Origin of the sequence: Sinorhizobium sp. RAC02 (genome assembly GCF_001713395.1) — a bacterium.
Lineage (GTDB): Bacteria > Pseudomonadota > Alphaproteobacteria > Rhizobiales > Rhizobiaceae > Shinella.
Map to the genome: position 1 here is coordinate 1440103 of NZ_CP016452.1, position 18379 is coordinate 1458481.

Genomic DNA, 18379 nt, shown 5'->3' on the forward strand with positions numbered 1-18379 from the left:
CCGGCATGTGAGAAGTTCTGACGTTCGAAAGCGATCGATCATCCGATGACAGGTGAAATGATTCTGGTCCTGCTGGTCTGCCTTCCCTTTGCGGGAAGCCTCGCCGCGACCATTCTCTTGCGGACGGATTCCCGCATTCTTGCAGCGCGCATGTCGGGCGCCGTGTCGTTTGCGGCCCTCCTGCTGACGGCAGCGCTCTACCCGGCGGTGCGCGCTGGCGGCAAGGTGCGGTTCGATCTCGAATGGCTGCCGCAGCTCGGATTGAACGTCACGCTGCGCATGGATGGGTTTGCCTGGCTATTTGCCATGCTCATCACCGGCATCGGCTGCCTCGTGGTGCTCTATGCGCGCTACTACATGTCGGAGGAGGATCCGGTCCCGCGGTTCTTCTCCTTCCTGCTCGCCTTCATGGGCTCGATGCTCGGCATCGTGCTGTCGGGCAACATCATCCTGCTCTCGGTGTTCTGGGAGCTGACCAGCATCTTCTCCTTCCTGCTGATCAGCTACTGGCACCACAATGCCGCGGCGCGCGACGGTGCGCGCATGGCGCTGACGATCACCGGCATCGGCGGCTTCTGCCTGCTCGCGGGCCTGCTGGTGCTCGGCCATATCGTCGGCAGCTACGATCTCGACGTGGTGCTCGCCTCCGGAGACCAGATCAAGGCGCATCCGCTCTATCTTACCGCGCTCGTCCTGATCCTCATGGGCGCGCTGACCAAAAGCGCGCAGGTGCCGTTCCATTTCTGGCTGCCGAATGCCATGGCGGCGCCGACGCCGGTTTCGGCCTATCTGCATTCCGCTACCATGGTGAAGGCGGGCGTCTTCCTCCTCGTGCGCTTCTGGCCGGCGCTGTCCGGTACCTATGAATGGTTCATGCTGGTCGGCATCGCCGGCATCAGCACACTGTTGCTCGGCGCCTATTTCGCCATGTTCCAGCAGGACCTTAAGGGCCTGCTCGCCTATTCGACGATCAGCCATCTCGGCCTCATCACCACGCTGCTCAGCCTCGGCAGCCCGCTGGCGGCGGTGGCTGCGATCTTCCACATGATGAACCATGCCACCTTCAAGGCATCGCTCTTCATGGCTGCCGGCATCATCGACCATGAAACCGGCACGCGCGACATGCGACGATTAAGCGGGCTCTTAAAATACCTGCCGATTACCGGCACGCTCGCCATGGTGGCGAGCGCGGCGATGGCGGGCGTGCCGCTGCTCAACGGCTTCATCTCGAAGGAGATGTTCTTTGCCGAAGCGGTTGAAACGCATGCAGATTCGGTTCTTGATCGCATCCTGCCCTATGTCGCGGTGCTCGCCGGCGCCTTCTCCGTCGCCTATTCGCTCCGCTTCATCCACATGGTGTTCTTCGGCCCCGAGCCAACCGATCTGCCGAAACCGAAACCCCACGAGCCGCCGCACTGGATGCGCTTCCCGATCGAGTTCCTGGTGCTCGCCTGCCTGGTGGTCGGCATCATTCCGAGCCTGTCGATCGGCCCGTTCCTGCATTCGGCCGTCGTCTCCGTGCTTGGCGACCGCACGCCGGAATACAGCCTCGCCGTCTGGCATGGCGTCAACACGCCGCTGATCATGAGCATAATTGCGCTCGTCGGCGGCGTGGCACTCTACGCCGTGATGAAGGATTACCTCGCCAAGTGCGACGATGGTCCGCCGCTCTTCCGCCATCTCGGCGGCCAGCGCATCTTCGAGCGTGTGCTCGTGACCGTATCGTGGAAATGGGCGCGCTGGATGGAAAGCCGTCTGGGTACCCGCAATCTGCAACCGCAGTTGCGCCTCATCGCCACGGCCGGTCTGCTGGCGGGTGTCGTGCCGCTCTACATCGCTGGCTTTGCGCCGACGCCGCTGGTTTTTGACGGCGTTGATCCGATCTTCGCAGCCGTCTGGTGCATCGGTGCCTTCTGCGCGCTGGGTGCCGCCTACCAGGCGAAGTATCACCGTCTTGCGGCACTCGTCCTGCTCGGCGGTGCGGGCATCACCACCTGCATCACCTTTGTCTGGCTATCTGCACCGGATCTCGCCATCACGCAGCTCGTCGTCGAGATCGTCACGACGGTGCTGTTGCTGCTCGGCCTGCGCTGGCTGCCCAAGCGCTCGGAAAAAGTCGACAATTCGGTGTCGTTCTCTGCCCGCAGCCGCCGCTTCCGCGACTTCCTGCTCGCGATTTCCTGCGGCTTCGGCATGTTCGTCTTTTCCTACGCAATCATGAAGCAGCCGGTGCCGGATGCAATCGCCAGCTATTTCCTGGAAAAGGCCTATACGGAAGGCGGCGGGCGCAACGTGGTCAACGTCATCCTCGTCGACTTCCGCGGCTTCGACACGCTGGGCGAGATCGCGGTTCTCGCCATCGTAGCGCTGACCGTCTTCGCGCTGTTGCGCCGCTTCCGTCCGGCCGCTGACAGCGTCGACAAGCCGGAGCAGCAACGCATACAGAATGCCTATGATGCGGAGCGTCCAGAGCGTTCGGCCGGCGACACCGTGCGCGACTATCTGCTCGTGCCGTCCGTGATCATGCAGTGGATGTTCCCGGTCATCATCACCTTCTCGATCTACCTGCTCCTGCGCGGACATGACCTGCCAGGCGGTGGCTTTGCCGCTGGCATCACCATGGCGATCGCCTTCCTGCTGCAATATCTTGCGGGCGGTGTGCGCTGGGCGGAGGATCGCCTGCGCATCCTGCCGCTGCGCTGGATGGGTATCGGCCTTCTGCTGGCAGCCCTTACCGGCATGGGCGCCTGGCTGTTCGGCTATCCGTTCCTAACGACCTATTCACAATACATAGAGGTACCGTTCATCGGCAAAATTCCGGCTGCGACCGCCCTCCTGTTCGACCTCGGGGTCTTCTCGCTAGTCGTCGGCGCCACGGTGCTGATCCTGATTGCGCTTGCACACCAATCCATACGTACGCATCGGGTCCGCGGCCTCGAAGCCACCAAGGCGGAGGAAACCTGATGGAACTCGTTCTTTCGATCGGCATCGGCATCATGACGGGCTCCGGCGTCTGGCTCATCCTGCGCCCGCGCACCTATCAGGTCATCATCGGCCTTTCCCTGCTGTCCTACGCGGTCAACCTCTTTATCTTCGGCGTCGGCGGTGTGAAATCCAATGCCGCGCCGTTACTCGGCGAGGGTGTCGACATCTCGGCGGTGACCGATCCGGTGCCGCATGCGCTGGTGCTGACCGCCATCGTCATCGGTTTTGCGACGACGGCGCTGTTCCTCGTCGTGCTGCTCGCTGCACGCGGCCTCACCGGCACGGACCATGTCGACGGCAGGGAGCAGCCGAAATGAGCGGCTGGCAGCAACACCTCATCATCGCACCGATCCTGATCCCGCTTGTCGCCGGCGCGACGCTCCTCTTCTTCGATGAGCGCGAGCGCGTCATCAAGGCCATGATCAGCGTCGTCTCAGGCCTGGCGCTAGCCGCCGTCGCCATCAGCCTGTTCCGGCTTGCCAATAACGGCGACGGCAGCTTCGAGGGCGTCTACATGCTCGGCAACTGGCCGGCGCCCTTCGGCATCGTGCTGGTCGTCGATCGGCTCTCGGCCTTGATGCTCGTCCTCGCCTCGATCCTCGCTATCCCGACACTCGTCTACGCGCTCGCCCGCTGGCACACCGCGGGTGCGCATTTCCACTCGCTGTTCCAGTTCCTGCTGATGGGGCTCAACGGCGCGTTCCTGACGGGGGATCTCTTCAACCTCTTCGTCTTCTTCGAGGTGATGCTGGCCGCCTCCTACGGCTTGCTGATGCACGGCTCCGGCCCCATGCGCGTCAAGGCGGGCCTGCATTACATCGCCGTCAACCTTGCGGCAGCACTCTGCTTCCTGATCGGCGTCAGTGCCATCTATGGCTCGGCGGGCACGCTCAACATGGCGGATCTCGCTGTGCGCATCGGCGAAATCGAAGGCGAGCGGCGTATGCTGCTGGAGGCCGGCGCCGGCATTCTCGGCATCGTCTTCCTCATCAAGGCCGGTATGTGGCCACTGAATTTCTGGCTGCCGGGCGCCTATAGCGCCGCGACCGCTCCAGTCGCCGGCATATTCGCGATCATGAGCAAGGTCGGCATCTACGTCATCCTGCGTCTGTCGCTGCTGGTCTTCGGGCAGGGCGCTTCCGCCGGTCTCGGGCTCAATGTACTGCTCTACGGCGGTATGGCGACCATCGCCTTCGGTACGATCGGCGTGCTTGCCTCCCAGGCACTCGGGCGATTGGCGAGTTACTCCGTGCTCGTTTCCTCGGGTACGCTGCTCGCAGTCCTCGGCCTCAACAACGGCATGGTGACGGCCGGCGCGCTCTTCTACATGGTGAGCTCCACGCTCACGATCGCCGCCTTCTTTCTGCTCATCGAACTTGTCGAGCGCGGGCAGGATGCTGGTGCATCGGTTCTCGCCGTCACGATGGAAGCCTATGGCGACGCGGACGAGGAGGACGAAGAGGTCGAGGTGGGCGTAACCATGCCGGGAACGATTGCGGTGCTCGGCATCTGCTTTGCCGCCTGCGGCATCCTGCTGTCGGGCCTGCCGCCGCTCTCCGGCTTCGTCGCGAAGTTTGCCATGCTGTCGGGCATGATCGGCGCGACTGCGCAGGGCGACGCGCCCATCGCAGCCCCCGCCTGGTGGATCGTCGGACTGCTCATCCTGTCCGGGCTTGCCGCGCTCATCTCCATGACCCGCGCCGGCATCCGCACCTTCTGGGCCTCGATGGAGGGCACCGTCCCCCGCGTGCTCGTCATGGAAATGGCGCCTGTGATGCTGCTGATCGCCCTGACGCTCGCCTTGACCATCAAGGCGGGGCCGGCGATGAGCTACATGGAGGAGACTGTTCGCAACCTCCAGCAGCCGACGGCCTATATCGATGCCGTAATCAATGCACGCCGCGCCGGCGTGAGTGAGCCGAGCGGCCCGGATGGCGGGGGAGGGATCTGACATGCTGCCCTATCCGCTTCTCAGCGCCTCGCTCGTCCTCATGTGGCTTGCCCTCAACGGGTTCACGCTCGGCCATCTCATTCTTGGCTGCATCGTTTCGGTCTTCGCTTCCTGGGGCATGGCCGCCTTGCGGCCCGCCAAGCCGCGCTTGCGAAAATGGTATCTGCTGCCCAAGCTGGTCGGCATCGTGCTCTATGACATCGTGCGCTCGAACATCGCCGTCGCCTCCATCCTGCTGACCGGGCGCAGCAAGCGCATCAAATCAGGCTTCATAACCGTGCCGCTGGAGCTGGAGAACCCGACGGCGCTTGCCGTGCTTGCCGTGGTGGTAACGAGCACGCCGGGAACCGCCTGGCTGGAATACAACTCGCTGACAAAATCGGTGCTGATCCATGTGCTCGACCTCGTCGACCAGGAGGCGTGGCGCGTGCTGATCAAGACCCGCTACGAGGCGCTGCTGATGGAGATCTTCGAATGAGCCAAACGATCCTCCTTTGGTCCGTAACCTTTGCGCAGATCTGCCTGGCGGTTGCGATGGCGCTTGCCGCACTGCGCATGTCGCGCGGCCCGCGCGCGCAGGATCGGGTGCTGGCGCTCGATACGCTGTACGTGAACTCCATGCTTCTCCTGATGGTGTTCGGCATCCGCACCGGCAAGGTCATCTATTTCGAGGCATCTCTCGTCATAGGCATGCTCGGCTTCGTCGCGACGGTTGCCCTCGCCAAATTTCTGATGCGGGGGGAGGTGGTCGAATGAGCACGATCGAACACGCAAGCGACCTGCCGGCCTGGGCTGCAATCCTCATTTCCTTCTTCCTGGTGATCGGCGCCGGGCTCACGCTGATCGGCACGATCGGTTTCGTCCGCCTGCCGACCTTCTACGAGCGCATCCATGCGCCGACGCTCGGCACGAGCTGGGGTACGGGCGGCATCGTCATGGCCTCGATGATTTTCTTCACCATGCTTGCCACGCGGCCCGTCGTTCACGAAATTTTGATCGGCATCTTCGTGACCGTCACCACGCCCGTCACGCTCATGCTGCTCGCCCGTGCGGCGCTGCATCGCGACCGAACCGAGGGAAATCCGGGCGTTCCAGCCGAAGGGCCCGCCCAGCCGCCGGTCGAGATTGTGGACGCCAAATGATCTTTTGGTTGTAAGAACTTGCGGAGCATGTTCCAGCAATATTAAGGCTGCCCCCTCTAATTTGCCCGACCATGGGGCAAAGCCATTCACAACACGCCACCCGTGATGCGTCGATCATGGAAGAGCCGATCATGCATGCCAGAAAAATCGTCGTCTTGACGTCGCACGTCTTCCTCGACGGTTTCAGGAAGGCGAGCATCCATTTTGTTGCGCGCAACTGGGCAGCCGCCGGCCATGACGTGTTTTTCACGACAGTCGGCCACAGCGGCTTGAGCCGCTTCAAGCAGAAGGCGCGATTGGAGGCGCTGCGCCGCACACAAGGCAACCGATACGCCGAAATCAAGCCGCACCTTCATGCCGGCGCCTATCTGCCGCCGATCCACGCCTTCAGCACATCCAATCCGCTCGTCAATGCGGCGGTGAAACCGCTTTTCGCGCTCTACGGACGTTTTCTTCCCGGATTCGTGGCGCAGAAGATCAAGGATGCGGATCTCGTGGTCGTCGAGAGCGGCACGCCGATCGCCTTCGTACCACTTCTAAGGCGCCTGAATCCGAAGGCGAAATTGCTCTATTTCTGCCGCGACCTCCTGCTTAGCGTCGGTGCGGCGCCCTATCTTTGCGAAACCGAGCGTCGGGTCATAGGTCTGTTCGACAGCATCTGCGTTCCGTCGCGCCGCCTTGGCGAAATGCTTCCATCGGGTGGCAAGGTGAATTTTGTTCCGCAGGGTATCGAGGGGGCTGCCTTCGATAAAGCCGAGGCCTCGCCCTATGCGCCGGGCAGCCGCAACGCGGTTGCCGTCGGCGACATGTTGTTCGACCAGGCTGCCGTGGAGCAGATGGCCAGCGTTGCGCCCGAAGTGACGTTCCATCTCTTCGGCATCAAGTGGCGCGGCGAGGCGCCGGCCAATATCGAGGTTCATGGCGAGCAGTCCTTCGAGACGCTTGCCGCCTATATCCGGCATGCCGATATCGGGCTTGCGCCATACAAGGTGAACACCAGCGAAGTCTATCTGGCCGAATCGAGCCTCAAGCTGCTGCAATACGGCTATTGCCTGCTCCCCGTCGTGCTTCCGGATATCATTCCCGTGTCTCGCGGCAATGAGATCACCTATTCGCTCGATGCCGCCAACGATTGGCGGGCAATCATCGATACGGCGCTCGGCTGGCCGCACGATCGGTCCTACCGTCTCGGCATTCTCAGTTGGGAGGATGTGGCGGCACAGACGCTCGCCACGGTGTTTCCGCAGTAACCTCAGCCGCTCCCCGCCGGGGACGCGGCGATCAAGCCGACAAGACGCTGAGCGAGGGGGCGGACCTTGCCCGGCAGGCGTGCCTCGACCAGCTGGAACAGGCGCGTTGCCTCGTCTGCGGCGATGAGGCCGAGCACGCGGATCGCCACCAGGTAGACAAGCGCACCCGTCCCAATAGCCAAAACAATCCCAATGGCGCCCGGCACCACGGTCGTGACGGCAAAGGCTACCAGCCCGCATACGCTTGCGGCCACCAGCGTACGCAAAAGCGCGCTCCAGGGAGCAGTAGGACCGCCATGGCTGCTTGCAGCCCTCAGCAAAAACGCCAGCGTCAGCGTTTCCGACAGGACCCGAACCACTGCCGCACCCAGAATGCCCGCGACCGGCACGACGACGACAAGCAGGGCGAAAATCAGCGCGGCGGAAAAAAGCGTCACATGCATCAAGGTCCGCCCCCGTGCTCCGGCCGCGAGGTAGGCCCAAGGCACCACGGCGATCCCGGCCGGCACGGAAGCCAGCATGAACAGGACGGCGGCATTTGCAGCCGGCGCAAAGTCGGCGCCGAAGACGAGGGGAACGAGCGGACCGACGACGGCAGCCCCGCCAAGGCCGAGCGGCATCATGAAGAGGGCGGTCAGCCGCAGGCTGTTCCTGTAGAGTTCCGTGGGTGGACCGGACGTGCCGTCACTGGACGCACGCGCCGTAAGACCGACGAGGAAGGCCGGCGACAGTTGCAGGGTCATCTGGCCCACCAGGCCGGCAAACACCACCGCGGCGGCGAAGTAGCCGATATCCGCGTCCGCCAGGAAATAGCCGATGACGAGGTATTCGATCCGGGTGAGCAGGACGATGTCGATCGCGTCGCTTGCCCACATGCTGCGGCGATAGCTCTGCATTTCGGGCGACACGGTGGTTGCGTCCGACGCGGAGCGGCGGCCGAGGTGTTTTGGCAGGCTGAGAGCCTGCGGCAGGTAGCGGGTCAGCATGCCGAGAAAGGCGCCGCCCGGCCCCACGAGAAACGCGCCGATGAAGACAAGCGGTATCTGAAAAAGGCTGCCGACGGCGGTGATGGCCGCAACCTCGCCGAAGCGCCCGCGCCCACGCGCCGTAGCGGCCGAGAAAGCGGAAAAGACATAGGCTAGGAAAAGCACACTCGCGGCGATCCAGATCCAGGGCGCAGGGCGGTCCAGGGTTCGGTGGTAGAGGCCATAGCCAAGCAGCAGCAGGAAAACCGCCAGCACAACGGGCAGGAACGACCGGAAAGCCTGCCGTACAACCGGCTGCCATGCAGCCTCGCCCTGATCACGCAGCGCTGCGACGTAGCGCAGCACCATCTGCGGAAAACCCCGGTCCGCAAGCGCCGCGGCGCAGACGACCACCCACATCGCATAGGCGACCGTGCCCGAGCCGGCGGGGCCGAGCACACGCGCGTTTATGACGCTGACGAGGAAGCCTGCCATCAGCGACACGAGTGTTGCCGCCAAATTGAGCAAGGAAGAGCCGAGGATGCTGGTCATTCGCCCTTTTCTCACGAAAAGATAACTTTGCATTAAATAAAGCCGGGCATTGGTGGAGCGTGGCAAAATAAAGGCGGTGGGGGCGATCATGGAGAAACCGGAGCGCAAGGAGACGTTCCTTGTCCCCGGCTATCAGCAGCGGACGCTCAAGGAGATGTTCCATCACCTGATCTGGCGCGTGATCAAGCCGCTGCCGGACAAGCCGTACCTCAAGCTGAAATACTGGGTCATCAAGGGTCAATGGCCGAATATCGACCAGCCAAGGACGTTTTGCGAGAAGGTGCAGGCGCGCAAGCTCTACGATCGCAAGCCGGTCTATGCGACGCTGGTCGACAAGGCCGCTGTAAAGCCCTTCGTTGCCGAAAAGCTCGGGCCGGCCTATGTGACGCCGACCTATTGGGTCGGTACGGATCTTTCGACGGTGGATTGGACGGCGGTTCCGTTGCCGGCCGTGGTAAAACCCACCCATGCCAGCGCGCAGGGACGGTTCCTTTATGCGCAGGACGACATCCAGCGGCTGCTTGCGGAAAACCCCGCGCCGGCGTGGCTGCAGCTTGACCATGCCCAGTATAATCGCGAATGGGCCTATAGCGGCGTGAAACCGCAGGTCCTCATAGAGGCGATGCTCGTCGTCGATGGCGGCGTGCCGTGGGACTACCGCTTCTTCACCTTTAACGGTGTCGTTTCCCATATCGAGATCAACTTGCGGATCGATGGCGAAGGCTATGCCTGCCACTACACGCCGGACTGGGAAAAGCTGCCGTTCCACGATCCCGACTACCTGACATTCTATCCGGGTGATGTGCCGAAGCCGGCCCGTTTCGACGAGATGATGCGCGTTGCCCAGACCATCGGCCGCGGCTTCGACTTCCTGCGCATCGACCTCTATGCCAGCGACGACTGGATCAAGCTCGGTGAGCTGACGCTTTATCCCGGCGGTGGCTTCGAGCGCTTCGATCCCCCACAGTACGACCGCTTGATCGGCGACAAATGGACACTCGATTTCGACCTGCCGAACGCCGCCTAGCGGGCAGCCGTTGACCACGGCGGTTCGTCATTCGATAAGGGCGGACCACGCGAACCGGGGGCGATGCGTTGAAGACACCGAAAGCCGCTCCGGCGCCGAACGACGATGCGGACGCTTCCACGCCGATGACCAAGACCGGCAGACAGGATCGTCGCCATCTGCGCGGGCAGGCGAGCGCACAGCGTATCATCGACACCACCATCCGCCTCATCGCAGAGGAAGGGATTGCCGGTGTCACCATGCAGCGCATCGCCCGCGAAATCGGCTCCTCCAATGCGCTGGTGGTGTTTCACTTCGGCTCGAAGGAAAAGCTGTTTCGTGCGGTTCTCGAATATCTGGACGAACAGTTCGCCCGGCTTTGGGAAGAGACGGTGAACAAGCCCGGTCTTTTGGCCGCCGAACGCGTCGTCGCCTCCATTGACTGCGCCCGGCATTTCCGCAATCAGCATCCCGACTGGGTCTCGGTCTGGGTCGTGTTCGGCAGCGATCGGCAAACCATGCAGCTCGACCGCCTGATCAGCCTGCCGAGCGACCAGGCCTATCTCGCCCAGTCACGCACGCTGCTGGCCGAGGTGGCACGGGATGGCGGGTATGAGGGCGTGGATACGGATACGCTCGCCGAGGGTCTGAACTACCTCGTTCAGGGCGCCTGGTACTGGGATACGTTCAATCCAGACATGGTCCGTTCGGACGCCCTGCACAAGACGGCCATGGCCCTGCTGCGCCAGGCTTTTCCGAGAAGTTTTCCGGGGTGAGCGCAAAAAAAGAGCCCCGCACGAAGCGGGGCAGCAAGCGCCACGGTTTGGCTCCCAATGACGCGGGGAAGCTCGCGGGTTGCGCGAGTGATATCCCAGTAGGATGTTGCCGAAATGCAGGGAAGGTCTGATTCGGCGATTCCGGTACGCTCGTGCAAATAAACTGCAGAAGCCGCTGGTTTGGCCTCTCTCAGGCGGCAAATGCCTGAGAAATGAGCAACGGCCCTGTCCATGTCAACCATGCGCGCATCGCCTATGGGGCGTCCTTCAAGATCGCGGAAAAGCGCGGGTCGAAGGCGCGGCGGATTGGTTCGGCTGCCGCGCCAAGCGCTACCGCCCAGAGGCCGATCATGCCGATCTGCAGGCGGGGCAGACTGCGGTCGGGCCGGTCGGCGTTCGACGGGAGGAGGGGGAACATCGCCTCAAACAGCCGATTTGCAAGCGGGCCTGGCGCGCTACCGGAAAGGATCACCGTCTGCGGGTCGAAAATCGTTTCGACCATATGCACCGCCTGCCGCATGTCGGCAGCAGCGCCGGCTATCCAATCAAGGATGCGCGGGTCCCCCGCAAGTGTGAGCCGCTCGACGTCGGCATAGGCTTCGGTGGTCGCCGAATCGAGGCCGAGATGCTGGAACAGCGAGGCGAGCGAGGCGCGATGCTCGAGCGGCGACTGGGTGCCGCCGCGCGAAAACAGCACCATGCCGATCTCGCCAGCATTGCTGTTGCTGCCGGTGTAGAGTTCTCCGCCGAGGATGAGGCCAGCGCCGATACCATAGCCGAAATAGATGCAGACGGCGTGATCGAGGCCATCGGCGGCCCCATTCATTCTTTCTGCCGTCGCGCAGGCCGTCGCATCGTTCTGCAGGCTGGTGACAAGCCCCGTGCCGGCCGCCAACGTTTCCACCAGCGGAAAGGATTGCCACTGCGCCATCATCCAGGTGTCGTCATCTGAGGGCGGTAACCCGAACGGGCCCGGCATGGCGACCCCCAGGCCGGCAAGCCTGTGCACGGATTCCGGAAAGCGGGCGACTAGATCGCGGCGAACGGTATCGATCAGGTGGAGAATAAGCTTGCTGCCTTCCGCAGGGCCGCCGGGCGGTAGGTTTGCCACGACACGCGCCACTTCGTGGCCCATCAGGTCGACGGCGACGACGCGCGTCAGGTGACGGTCAATCTGCACGCCGAGCGCAAAGGCGCCTTCCGGAACCAGCCGGTAGGGCGTCGAAGGCTGCCCCCGCGCGCCGCGAACCACCTCTTGCGAGGCGACGAGCCCGTCCACTTCAAGGCTTTCGATAAGGTTTGAAATTGTCTGCTTGGTCAGCCGGGTGGCGCGGGCGAGATCGGCGCGCGACAGCGACCCGTTCAGGCGGATGGCCTCGATGATGACGCGCCGGTTATGCGCGCTCGTACCTTCCTGATTGGTCCCGCTCTTGGCACGGATCGTCCGCAAATCATGCATCGGCAATTCCCTCTTGACACCATTTGAATAATACAGAACATTTAAGTCAAGCCATTTGACTTAATAGGGACCAAAGAGTTCCAGGGAACACGAACCACGGACGGGCCTACACAACGACAGGCGCCTTTTCGTTACTTTCGCAATCAAGAAGCAAACCGGAGGAAGACATGTTGAAATCAATCAAGAAATCCCTGCTTGGCGCGACGCTGATCGCGGCCGTTTCGGCCCCGCACGCCTTTGCTGAAACCACGCTTAACGCCCTCTTCATGGCGCAGGCCGCCTATAGCGAAGCCGATGTGCGCGCTATGACCGACGCCTTCAGCAAGGCGAACCCGGACGTCAAGGTGAACCTCGAATTCGTTCCCTACGAGGGCCTGCACGACAAGGCGGTGCTCGCGCAAGGGTCCGGCAGCGGCTATGACGTCGTGCTGTTCGACGTGATCTGGCCGGCTGAGTACGCGACGAACAACGTGCTTGTCGACGTTTCCTCGCGCATTACCGACGAGATGAAGAAGGGCGTGCTGCCGGGCGCCTGGACGACCGTCAATTATGACGGCAAGTCCTACGGCATGCCGTGGATCCTCGACACGAAATACCTGTTCTATAACAAGGAAATTCTCGAAAAGGCCGGCATCAAGGCGCCGCCGAAGACCTGGGCCGAACTCAACGATCAGGCCAAGATCATCAAGGACAAGGGCCTGCTGGCGACGCCGATCGCCTGGAGCTGGTCGCAGGCCGAAGCCGCGATCTGCGACTACACCACGCTGGTCAGTGCCTATGGCGGCGAGTTCCTGAAGGACGGCAAGCCGGCCTTTACCGAAGGCGGCGGTCTCGACGCGCTGAAATACATGGTCGACAGCTACAAGTCGGGCCTCACCAACCCGAACTCCAAGGAGTTCCTGGAAGAGGACGTACGCAACGTCTTCCAGAACGGCGAGGCGGCCTTCGCACTGAACTGGACCTACATGTACAACATGGCCAATGGCGGCAAGGACAGCAAGGTTGCCGGCAAGGTCGGCGTCGTGCCGGCACCGGGCGTCGAAGGCAAGAGCACGGTTTCGGCCGTCAACGGCTCGATGGGTCTCGGCGTCACCACGACGAGCAAACATCCCGATGAGGCCTGGAAATATATCGTGCACATGACCTCGCAGGAGACGCAGAACGCCTATGCGAAGCTCAGCCTGCCGATCTGGGCGTCCTCCTACGAAGATGCAGCTGTCACTGCCGGCCAGGAAGAGCTGATCGCCGCCGCCAAGCTCGGGTTGGCGGCGATGTATCCGCGTCCGACGACGGCGAAGTATCAGGAACTGTCCACGGCGCTCCAGCAGGCCATTCAGGAGGCTCTGCTCGATCAGGCGTCGCCCGAAGACGCGCTGAAGTCCGCCGCGGAAAACAGCGGCCTCTGATAATCATACCTTGCGGGCGGCCCCGGTCGCCCGCACACTTTCCTTCCCGACAATCGATGACGAGGACGCTATGTCCGGCACCTGGATGACCACCCGGGCATGGCTTCTCATGCTGCCGCTTCTGATAATCATGCTCGCCGTGATCGGCTGGCCGATGATCGACACGGTCCGGCTGTCCTTCACCGACGCCAAGCTGGTCGGCGCTTCCGGCAATTTCGTCGGCGTCGACAATTACCTGAAAATGCTGGGCAGCAGCAACTTCCAACGCGCCCTCTGGGCGACCACCTGGTTTGCCGTGGTGTCCGTGACGGCGGAAATGGTGATCGGCGTTCTCGCGGCCCTGCTGTTGAACCAGCAGTTCTATGGCCGCACGGTGCTGCGCGCCCTCTTGATCCTGCCCTGGGCTCTGCCGACCGTCGTCAACGCGACCCTGTGGCGGCTCATCTACAATCCGGAATACGGCGCGCTCAATGCGGCGCTGACCCAGATTGGCCTTCTTGACAGCTACCGTTCATGGCTGGGCGAGCCGGGCACGGCAATGACGGCGCTGATCGTTGCCGATTGCTGGAAGAATTTTCCGCTCGTCGCCCTCATCGCGCTGGCTGCCCTTCAGGCCGTACCGCGCGACATCACTTCTGCCTCGCTGGTCGATGGTGCCGGCTCTTTCGCCCGCTTCCGTTTCGTCATTCTGCCCTATCTCGCCGGCCCGCTGATGGTGGCGCTCGTGCTGCGCACGATCGAGGCCTTCAAGGTGTTCGACATCATCTGGGTGATGACGCGCGGCGGCCCGGCCAATTCGACGCGCACTCTGTCGATCCTCGTCTACCAGGAAGCGTTCTCCTTCCAGCGCGCAGGCTCCGGGGCTTCGCTCGCCCTCGTCGTCACGCTCATCGTGACGGTGCTGGCGATCGGCTACGGCATGCTGGTGCGCCGCGCCGCCGGGAGTGCCACCTGATGGAACACCGCAGCCGACTGGCCTCCATTCTGATCCATACCGCAGCCCTCCTGTTCGCCGCCGTCATTCTCGCACCGATCTTCTGGCTTTTCGTCATGAGCATCTCGCCGGCCGCGGATCTTGTCGCAAAACCGTTGCGCTGGTGGCCGAGCACGGTCGATTTCTCGCGCTATGCCACACTGCTGTCGACCATCCCCAACAGCGCCGGCGCGGCCTTCACCGCCTCGCTCGTCAACAGCATCCTCGTCGCCGGCATGGCGACGATCGCGGCTATTGCGCTCGCCGTTCCGGCCGGTTGGGCCGTCTCGCGCACGCCCTCGATCGGCTGGTCGCTGTCGCTGGTGATCGCCACCTACATGTTGCCACCTGTTGCGCTCGCCGTGCCGCTCTACATGGCGCTCGCAGCCCTGGGGCTCCTCAACTCGGTCTTCGGTCTGGCGCTCGTCTATCTCAGCATCCTTGCTCCTTTCACGACCTGGCTCATGAAATCCGGCTTCGACGGCATTCCTCGCGAGATCGAGCAGGCCGCGATGATGGACGGTGCGAGCCTCTTTGCCACGCTGCGTATCGTTACCCTGCCGCTTGCCATGCCGATCGTCGCCACATCGGCGCTGTTCGCCTTCCTGCTCGCCTGGGACGAGTTTTTCTATGCGCTGCTCTTCACCTCGGACCAGCGCGCACGAACCTTGACGGTGACCATCGCCGACCTCGCCGGCGGGCGCGTTTCCGACTACGGGCTGATCGCCACGGCCGGCGTGCTTGCCGCACTGCCGCCGGTCCTGGTCGGCCTTCTCATGCAACGGGCCTTGATTTCGGGCCTCACCAGCGGCGGTGTGAAAGGATGACAATGACGACGACACGACCGGAGGGCCTTCTGGCCATCGAGCGGGAAATGGCCCGGCAGCATGCCGATGCGCTTGCCTCCTTCCGCACCAATGGCGAAGTGGCCGCGAAGGCGGCCGAAAGCCTGAAATGCACCGGCAGGCTGCTGCTGCTCGGCATGGGCGGTTCGCACGCCGTCGGCCGGGCCGTCGAGCCGCTCTACCGCCTGCTCGGCATCGACGCGATCGCGCTGCCGTTGTCCGAACAGCTCGGCGCACCGCTGTCGCTTGAGGGCCGCACGGTCTTCATCACCTCGCAATCGGGCGAAAGCGCAGAAGTGCTACGCTGGTACGACGAGACCGGCGGCCACGCCGAAACCTTCGGCTTCACGCTCGAAAATGGCTCCTTCCTCGCCCGCACCGCCCCCTGCCTGATCGGCCAAGGCGGCACCGAACAAGCCTTTGCCGCGACGCGAAGCCTGACTGTGAGCTTTGCCCTGCACCTCGCCATCCTCGAAGCGCTTGGTGAGAATGCCGCGCAGGCCGTCGATGCATTGGAGAATCCGCTTGAGCCTGCCATCGACGAGGCGCTTGCCGCCCTTTCCGGCGTCCGCTCGGTCGTGACATCCGGGCGCCGGCTGCAGGGCCTTGCAGAGGCTATTGCACTCGGCTTTACCGAGCTGTCCCGTGTGCCGTGCTTCTCGCTGGAAGGCGGCCAGTTGCGCCACGGACCGATGGAAATGCTGTCGCCGAAGGTGGGTGTGGTGTTGTTCCGCAGCAATGATGAGACAGCCGATCTCGTAACGGCCATGGCGACCTCAGTGGTCGCGGCCGGCGCCAGGCTCGTGATCTTCGATGCCTCCGGCCACCCGCCGGTCGCCGACGCGGCAACGATCGCCTTTCCGCCCTCGACCGGGCTTGGCGCTGTCTTCGCCATGCTGCCGACGGCACAACGCCTGATGATCGCATTCGCCGCCGCACGCGTTGCCGATGCCGGAACGCCGGTGCGCTCCAGCAAGATTACCCGGAGTGAATGAGTGAAACCGCTTGCCGTCATTGGAAACGTCAATGTCGACCTGATCATGGGTCCGGCCGCGCCCTGGCCGCAGCCCGGCACGGAAATCATCGTCGACCATGACGAACTGCGCGTCGGCGGCTCGGCCGGCAATGCCGCGCTTGCGTGGCTCGCCCTCGGCACGCCCTTCGAAATTGCCGCAAGCATCGGCAGTGACCGCTTCGGTGCCTGGCTCGCGGAAAGTTTTGGCGATCATGCCAAACACTGGCCGGTGCATGGCGAAAGCACCACGCTCTCGGTGGGCATCACCCATCCGGACGGCGAGCGCACCTTCTTCACGACGCGAGGCCATCTGCCGCTCTTCAGCCTGGAGGATGTTTTCGCCGTGCTCGACGGCCCGCGTCTTGCCGGCGGCATTGCGCTGCTCTGCGGCGCCTTCCTCACCGACAAGTTGGCGGAGGACTACGACCGTTTCTTCGACTGGGCGGGTCGCCACGACATCGCCGTTGCCCTCGATACCGGCTGGCCGCTGGCGGGCTGGACCGAGCAAAACAAGGCGGCAGCTAGGCGTTGGCTGTCGCGCAGCCGCATCGCGCTGTTCAACGAGGTGGAAACGACAAACCTTGCCGGCGCGTCCGACCCGGTCGAGGCGGCGCACATCCTTCGCCGGAACATGCCGACGGATGCCATCGTCGTGGTGAAAAGCGGGCCGAAGGGTGCGGTTGCCGTCAATGCCGACGGCAAGGTTTTTCGCGCCGAGGCTCCACCAGTGACCGTTATCGACACGATCGGCGCCGGAGACGTTTTCAATGCAGCCTTCCTGGCAGCCTATGCTGCAGGAAACGGGCTCGAACAAAGCCTTGCGGCAGGAACCAGCGTTGCCTCGCGCGCCGTGTCCACCAATCCCAGACGCTACGCACCGACCTTGCAGGAAGGCCTCGCATGAGCACGCTGACCATCAACGCCATCCGCAAGAGCTACGGCGCCGTCGAGACGCTGAAGGGCATCGACATCGCACTCGAAAGCGGCGAATTCCTGGTACTGCTCGGGGCATCCGGCTGCGGCAAGTCCACGTTGCTCAACATCATTGCCGGCCTTGCCGAGCCGACAAGCGGCGATATCCGCATCGACGAACGCTCGATTGTCGGCGTGCATCCGAAGGATCGCGACATCGCCATGGTGTTCCAGTCCTATGCGCTCTATCCCAATCTCACGGTGCACCGGAACATTGGTTTCGGGCTTGAAATGCGCAAGGTCGACAAGGCGGAGCGTGACCGCGCGGTGCAAGAGACCGCAAAGCTCCTGCAGATCGAAAATCTTCTGGAGCGCAAACCCGGCCAGCTTTCCGGCGGCCAGCGCCAGCGTGTGGCGATCGGCCGTGCGCTGGTGCGCAATCCAAAAATCTTTCTCTTCGACGAACCGCTTTCGAACCTTGATGCAAAGCTGCGCATGGAGATGCGCACCGAACTGAAGCGCCTGCACCAGATGACCCGGACGACGGTCGTCTACGTCACGCACGACCAGATCGAGGCGATGACGCTTGCAACGCGCATTGCGGTAATGCGCAACGGCCGCATCGAGCAACTCGACACGCCGGAAAACATCTACAACCGGCCGGCGACCCTCTATGTCGCGACCTTCGTCGGTGCGCCGCCGATGAACCTGCTGGCAGCGACCGCGGGTGAGGGCGGTCTCCAGGTGGACGGTACGGATATCGTTGTGCCCGTGCCGGGACTGGAATCCATCGCTCCGGGCCGCCGGCTGGTTCTCGGCATCCGACCGGAGGCCATCCGGAAAGCCGACGGCGGCCTGTCTCTATCGGCGCGCTGCGAGGTAGCAGAACTGACCGGCCCGGAACTGGTCGTGACCGCGATGGTCGGCAGCCAGCGCATCGTTGCAGCCCTTCCGGCCTCTGCGAAACTTCAGGCTGGCGACGAGATCGTCCTCAGCGCCGATCCCGCCGCCTTTCACGTCTTCGACGCGGAAACGGAACAGCGGCTGAACTGACGGCAATGCGATGTTTCCTGCCGGGTCGCTATCTGGCCGGCATCTGAGATTTGGCTTTGCCGCCCGGCTTTTCTTGTCGAAAAAACATG

Annotated in this window: 17 protein-coding genes; 15 read left to right on the plus strand and 2 right to left on the minus strand. The window is 63.2% G+C overall.

Annotation, left to right across the window (positions count from 1 at the left end):
• Positions 1-45: 45 nt before the first annotated feature.
• The 7 genes from BSY16_RS27700 to BSY16_RS27730 all read left to right on the plus strand — a co-directional run bounded on the left by BSY16_RS27700 (position 46) and on the right by BSY16_RS27730 (position 7328).
• Positions 46-2964: a monovalent cation/H+ antiporter subunit A gene (locus BSY16_RS27700; protein WP_069062985.1), complete on the plus strand. Its 2919-nt coding sequence runs from the start codon at positions 46-48 to the stop codon at positions 2962-2964.
• The gene (locus BSY16_RS27705) at positions 2964-3302 is read left to right on the plus strand and encodes a Na+/H+ antiporter subunit C (protein ID WP_069062986.1); all 339 of its coding nucleotides are present in this window, start codon (positions 2964-2966) and stop codon (positions 3300-3302) included. Before BSY16_RS27700 ends, BSY16_RS27705 begins: the two co-directional genes overlap by 1 nt.
• Entirely contained in the window at positions 3299-4936 is a 1638-nt protein-coding gene (locus BSY16_RS27710; protein ID WP_069062987.1) for a monovalent cation/H+ antiporter subunit D, read from the plus strand. The genes BSY16_RS27705 and BSY16_RS27710 overlap by 4 nt, the downstream gene beginning before the upstream one ends.
• Before the next feature lies 1 nt (position 4937).
• Positions 4938-5414, plus strand: a complete 477-nt coding sequence (locus BSY16_RS27715) for a Na+/H+ antiporter subunit E (protein WP_069062988.1) — start codon at positions 4938-4940, stop codon at positions 5412-5414.
• A complete protein-coding gene (locus BSY16_RS27720; RefSeq protein WP_069062989.1) occupies positions 5411-5692 on the plus strand; it encodes a K+/H+ antiporter subunit F in 282 nt (93 codons plus the stop codon). Before BSY16_RS27715 ends, BSY16_RS27720 begins: the two co-directional genes overlap by 4 nt.
• Positions 5689-6078 carry a monovalent cation/H(+) antiporter subunit G gene (mnhG, locus tag BSY16_RS27725; RefSeq protein WP_069062990.1) on the plus strand — a complete coding sequence of 130 codons (390 nt, stop codon included), beginning with the start codon at positions 5689-5691 and terminating at the stop codon, positions 6076-6078. Before BSY16_RS27720 ends, mnhG begins: the two co-directional genes overlap by 4 nt.
• Before the next feature lie 131 nt (positions 6079-6209).
• Positions 6210-7328 carry a GumK N-terminal domain-containing glycosyltransferase gene (locus tag BSY16_RS27730; RefSeq protein ID WP_150130165.1) on the plus strand — a complete coding sequence of 373 codons (1119 nt, stop codon included), beginning with the start codon at positions 6210-6212 and terminating at the stop codon, positions 7326-7328.
• Positions 7329-7330: 2 nt separating this feature from the next.
• Here the strand turns inward: BSY16_RS27730 and BSY16_RS27735 are convergent, their stop codons facing one another.
• A complete protein-coding gene (locus BSY16_RS27735; RefSeq protein ID WP_069062992.1) occupies positions 7331-8845 on the minus strand; it encodes a lipopolysaccharide biosynthesis protein in 1515 nt (504 codons plus the stop codon).
• A gap of 88 nt (positions 8846-8933) precedes the next feature.
• Between BSY16_RS27735 and BSY16_RS27740 the strand changes: the two genes are divergently transcribed.
• Together BSY16_RS27740 and BSY16_RS27745 are read left to right on the plus strand one after the other, a co-directional pair.
• The gene (locus tag BSY16_RS27740) at positions 8934-9872 is read left to right on the plus strand and encodes an ATP-grasp fold amidoligase family protein (protein WP_150130166.1); all 939 of its coding nucleotides are present in this window, start codon (positions 8934-8936) and stop codon (positions 9870-9872) included.
• A 68-nt stretch (positions 9873-9940) separates the two neighbouring features.
• Complete coding sequence (locus BSY16_RS27745; RefSeq protein ID WP_069062993.1) at positions 9941-10627, plus strand: TetR/AcrR family transcriptional regulator; 687 nt, start codon at positions 9941-9943, stop codon at positions 10625-10627.
• 253 nt (positions 10628-10880) lie between these two features.
• Here BSY16_RS27745 and BSY16_RS27750 read toward each other — a convergent pair whose 3' ends face one another.
• On the minus strand, positions 10881-12086 hold the full coding sequence (locus tag BSY16_RS27750; protein ID WP_069062994.1) for an ROK family transcriptional regulator: 1206 nt from the start codon (positions 12084-12086) through the stop codon (positions 10881-10883).
• A gap of 167 nt (positions 12087-12253) precedes the next feature.
• On the opposite strand from BSY16_RS27750, the gene BSY16_RS27755 reads away from it, so the two are divergent.
• From BSY16_RS27755 to BSY16_RS27780, 6 genes are all read left to right on the plus strand, one after another.
• Positions 12254-13492 (plus strand): extracellular solute-binding protein, encoded by a 1239-nt coding sequence (locus BSY16_RS27755; RefSeq protein WP_069062995.1) that lies wholly within the window; start codon positions 12254-12256, stop codon positions 13490-13492.
• A 70-nt stretch (positions 13493-13562) separates the two neighbouring features.
• A complete protein-coding gene (locus BSY16_RS27760; protein WP_069063746.1) occupies positions 13563-14447 on the plus strand; it encodes a carbohydrate ABC transporter permease in 885 nt (294 codons plus the stop codon).
• On the plus strand, positions 14447-15292 hold the full coding sequence (locus BSY16_RS27765) for a carbohydrate ABC transporter permease (RefSeq protein ID WP_069062996.1): 846 nt from the start codon (positions 14447-14449) through the stop codon (positions 15290-15292). Before BSY16_RS27760 ends, BSY16_RS27765 begins: the two co-directional genes overlap by 1 nt.
• Positions 15289-16305: an SIS domain-containing protein gene (locus BSY16_RS27770; protein WP_069062997.1), complete on the plus strand. Its 1017-nt coding sequence runs from the start codon at positions 15289-15291 to the stop codon at positions 16303-16305. Before BSY16_RS27765 ends, BSY16_RS27770 begins: the two co-directional genes overlap by 4 nt.
• Positions 16306-17229 (plus strand): PfkB family carbohydrate kinase, encoded by a 924-nt coding sequence (locus BSY16_RS27775; protein WP_069062998.1) that lies wholly within the window; start codon positions 16306-16308, stop codon positions 17227-17229. It abuts the gene before it with no gap.
• Positions 17226-18290: an ABC transporter ATP-binding protein gene (locus BSY16_RS27780; RefSeq protein ID WP_069062999.1), complete on the plus strand. Its 1065-nt coding sequence runs from the start codon at positions 17226-17228 to the stop codon at positions 18288-18290. Before BSY16_RS27775 ends, BSY16_RS27780 begins: the two co-directional genes overlap by 4 nt.
• The last annotated feature ends 89 nt before the right edge of the window (positions 18291-18379 follow it).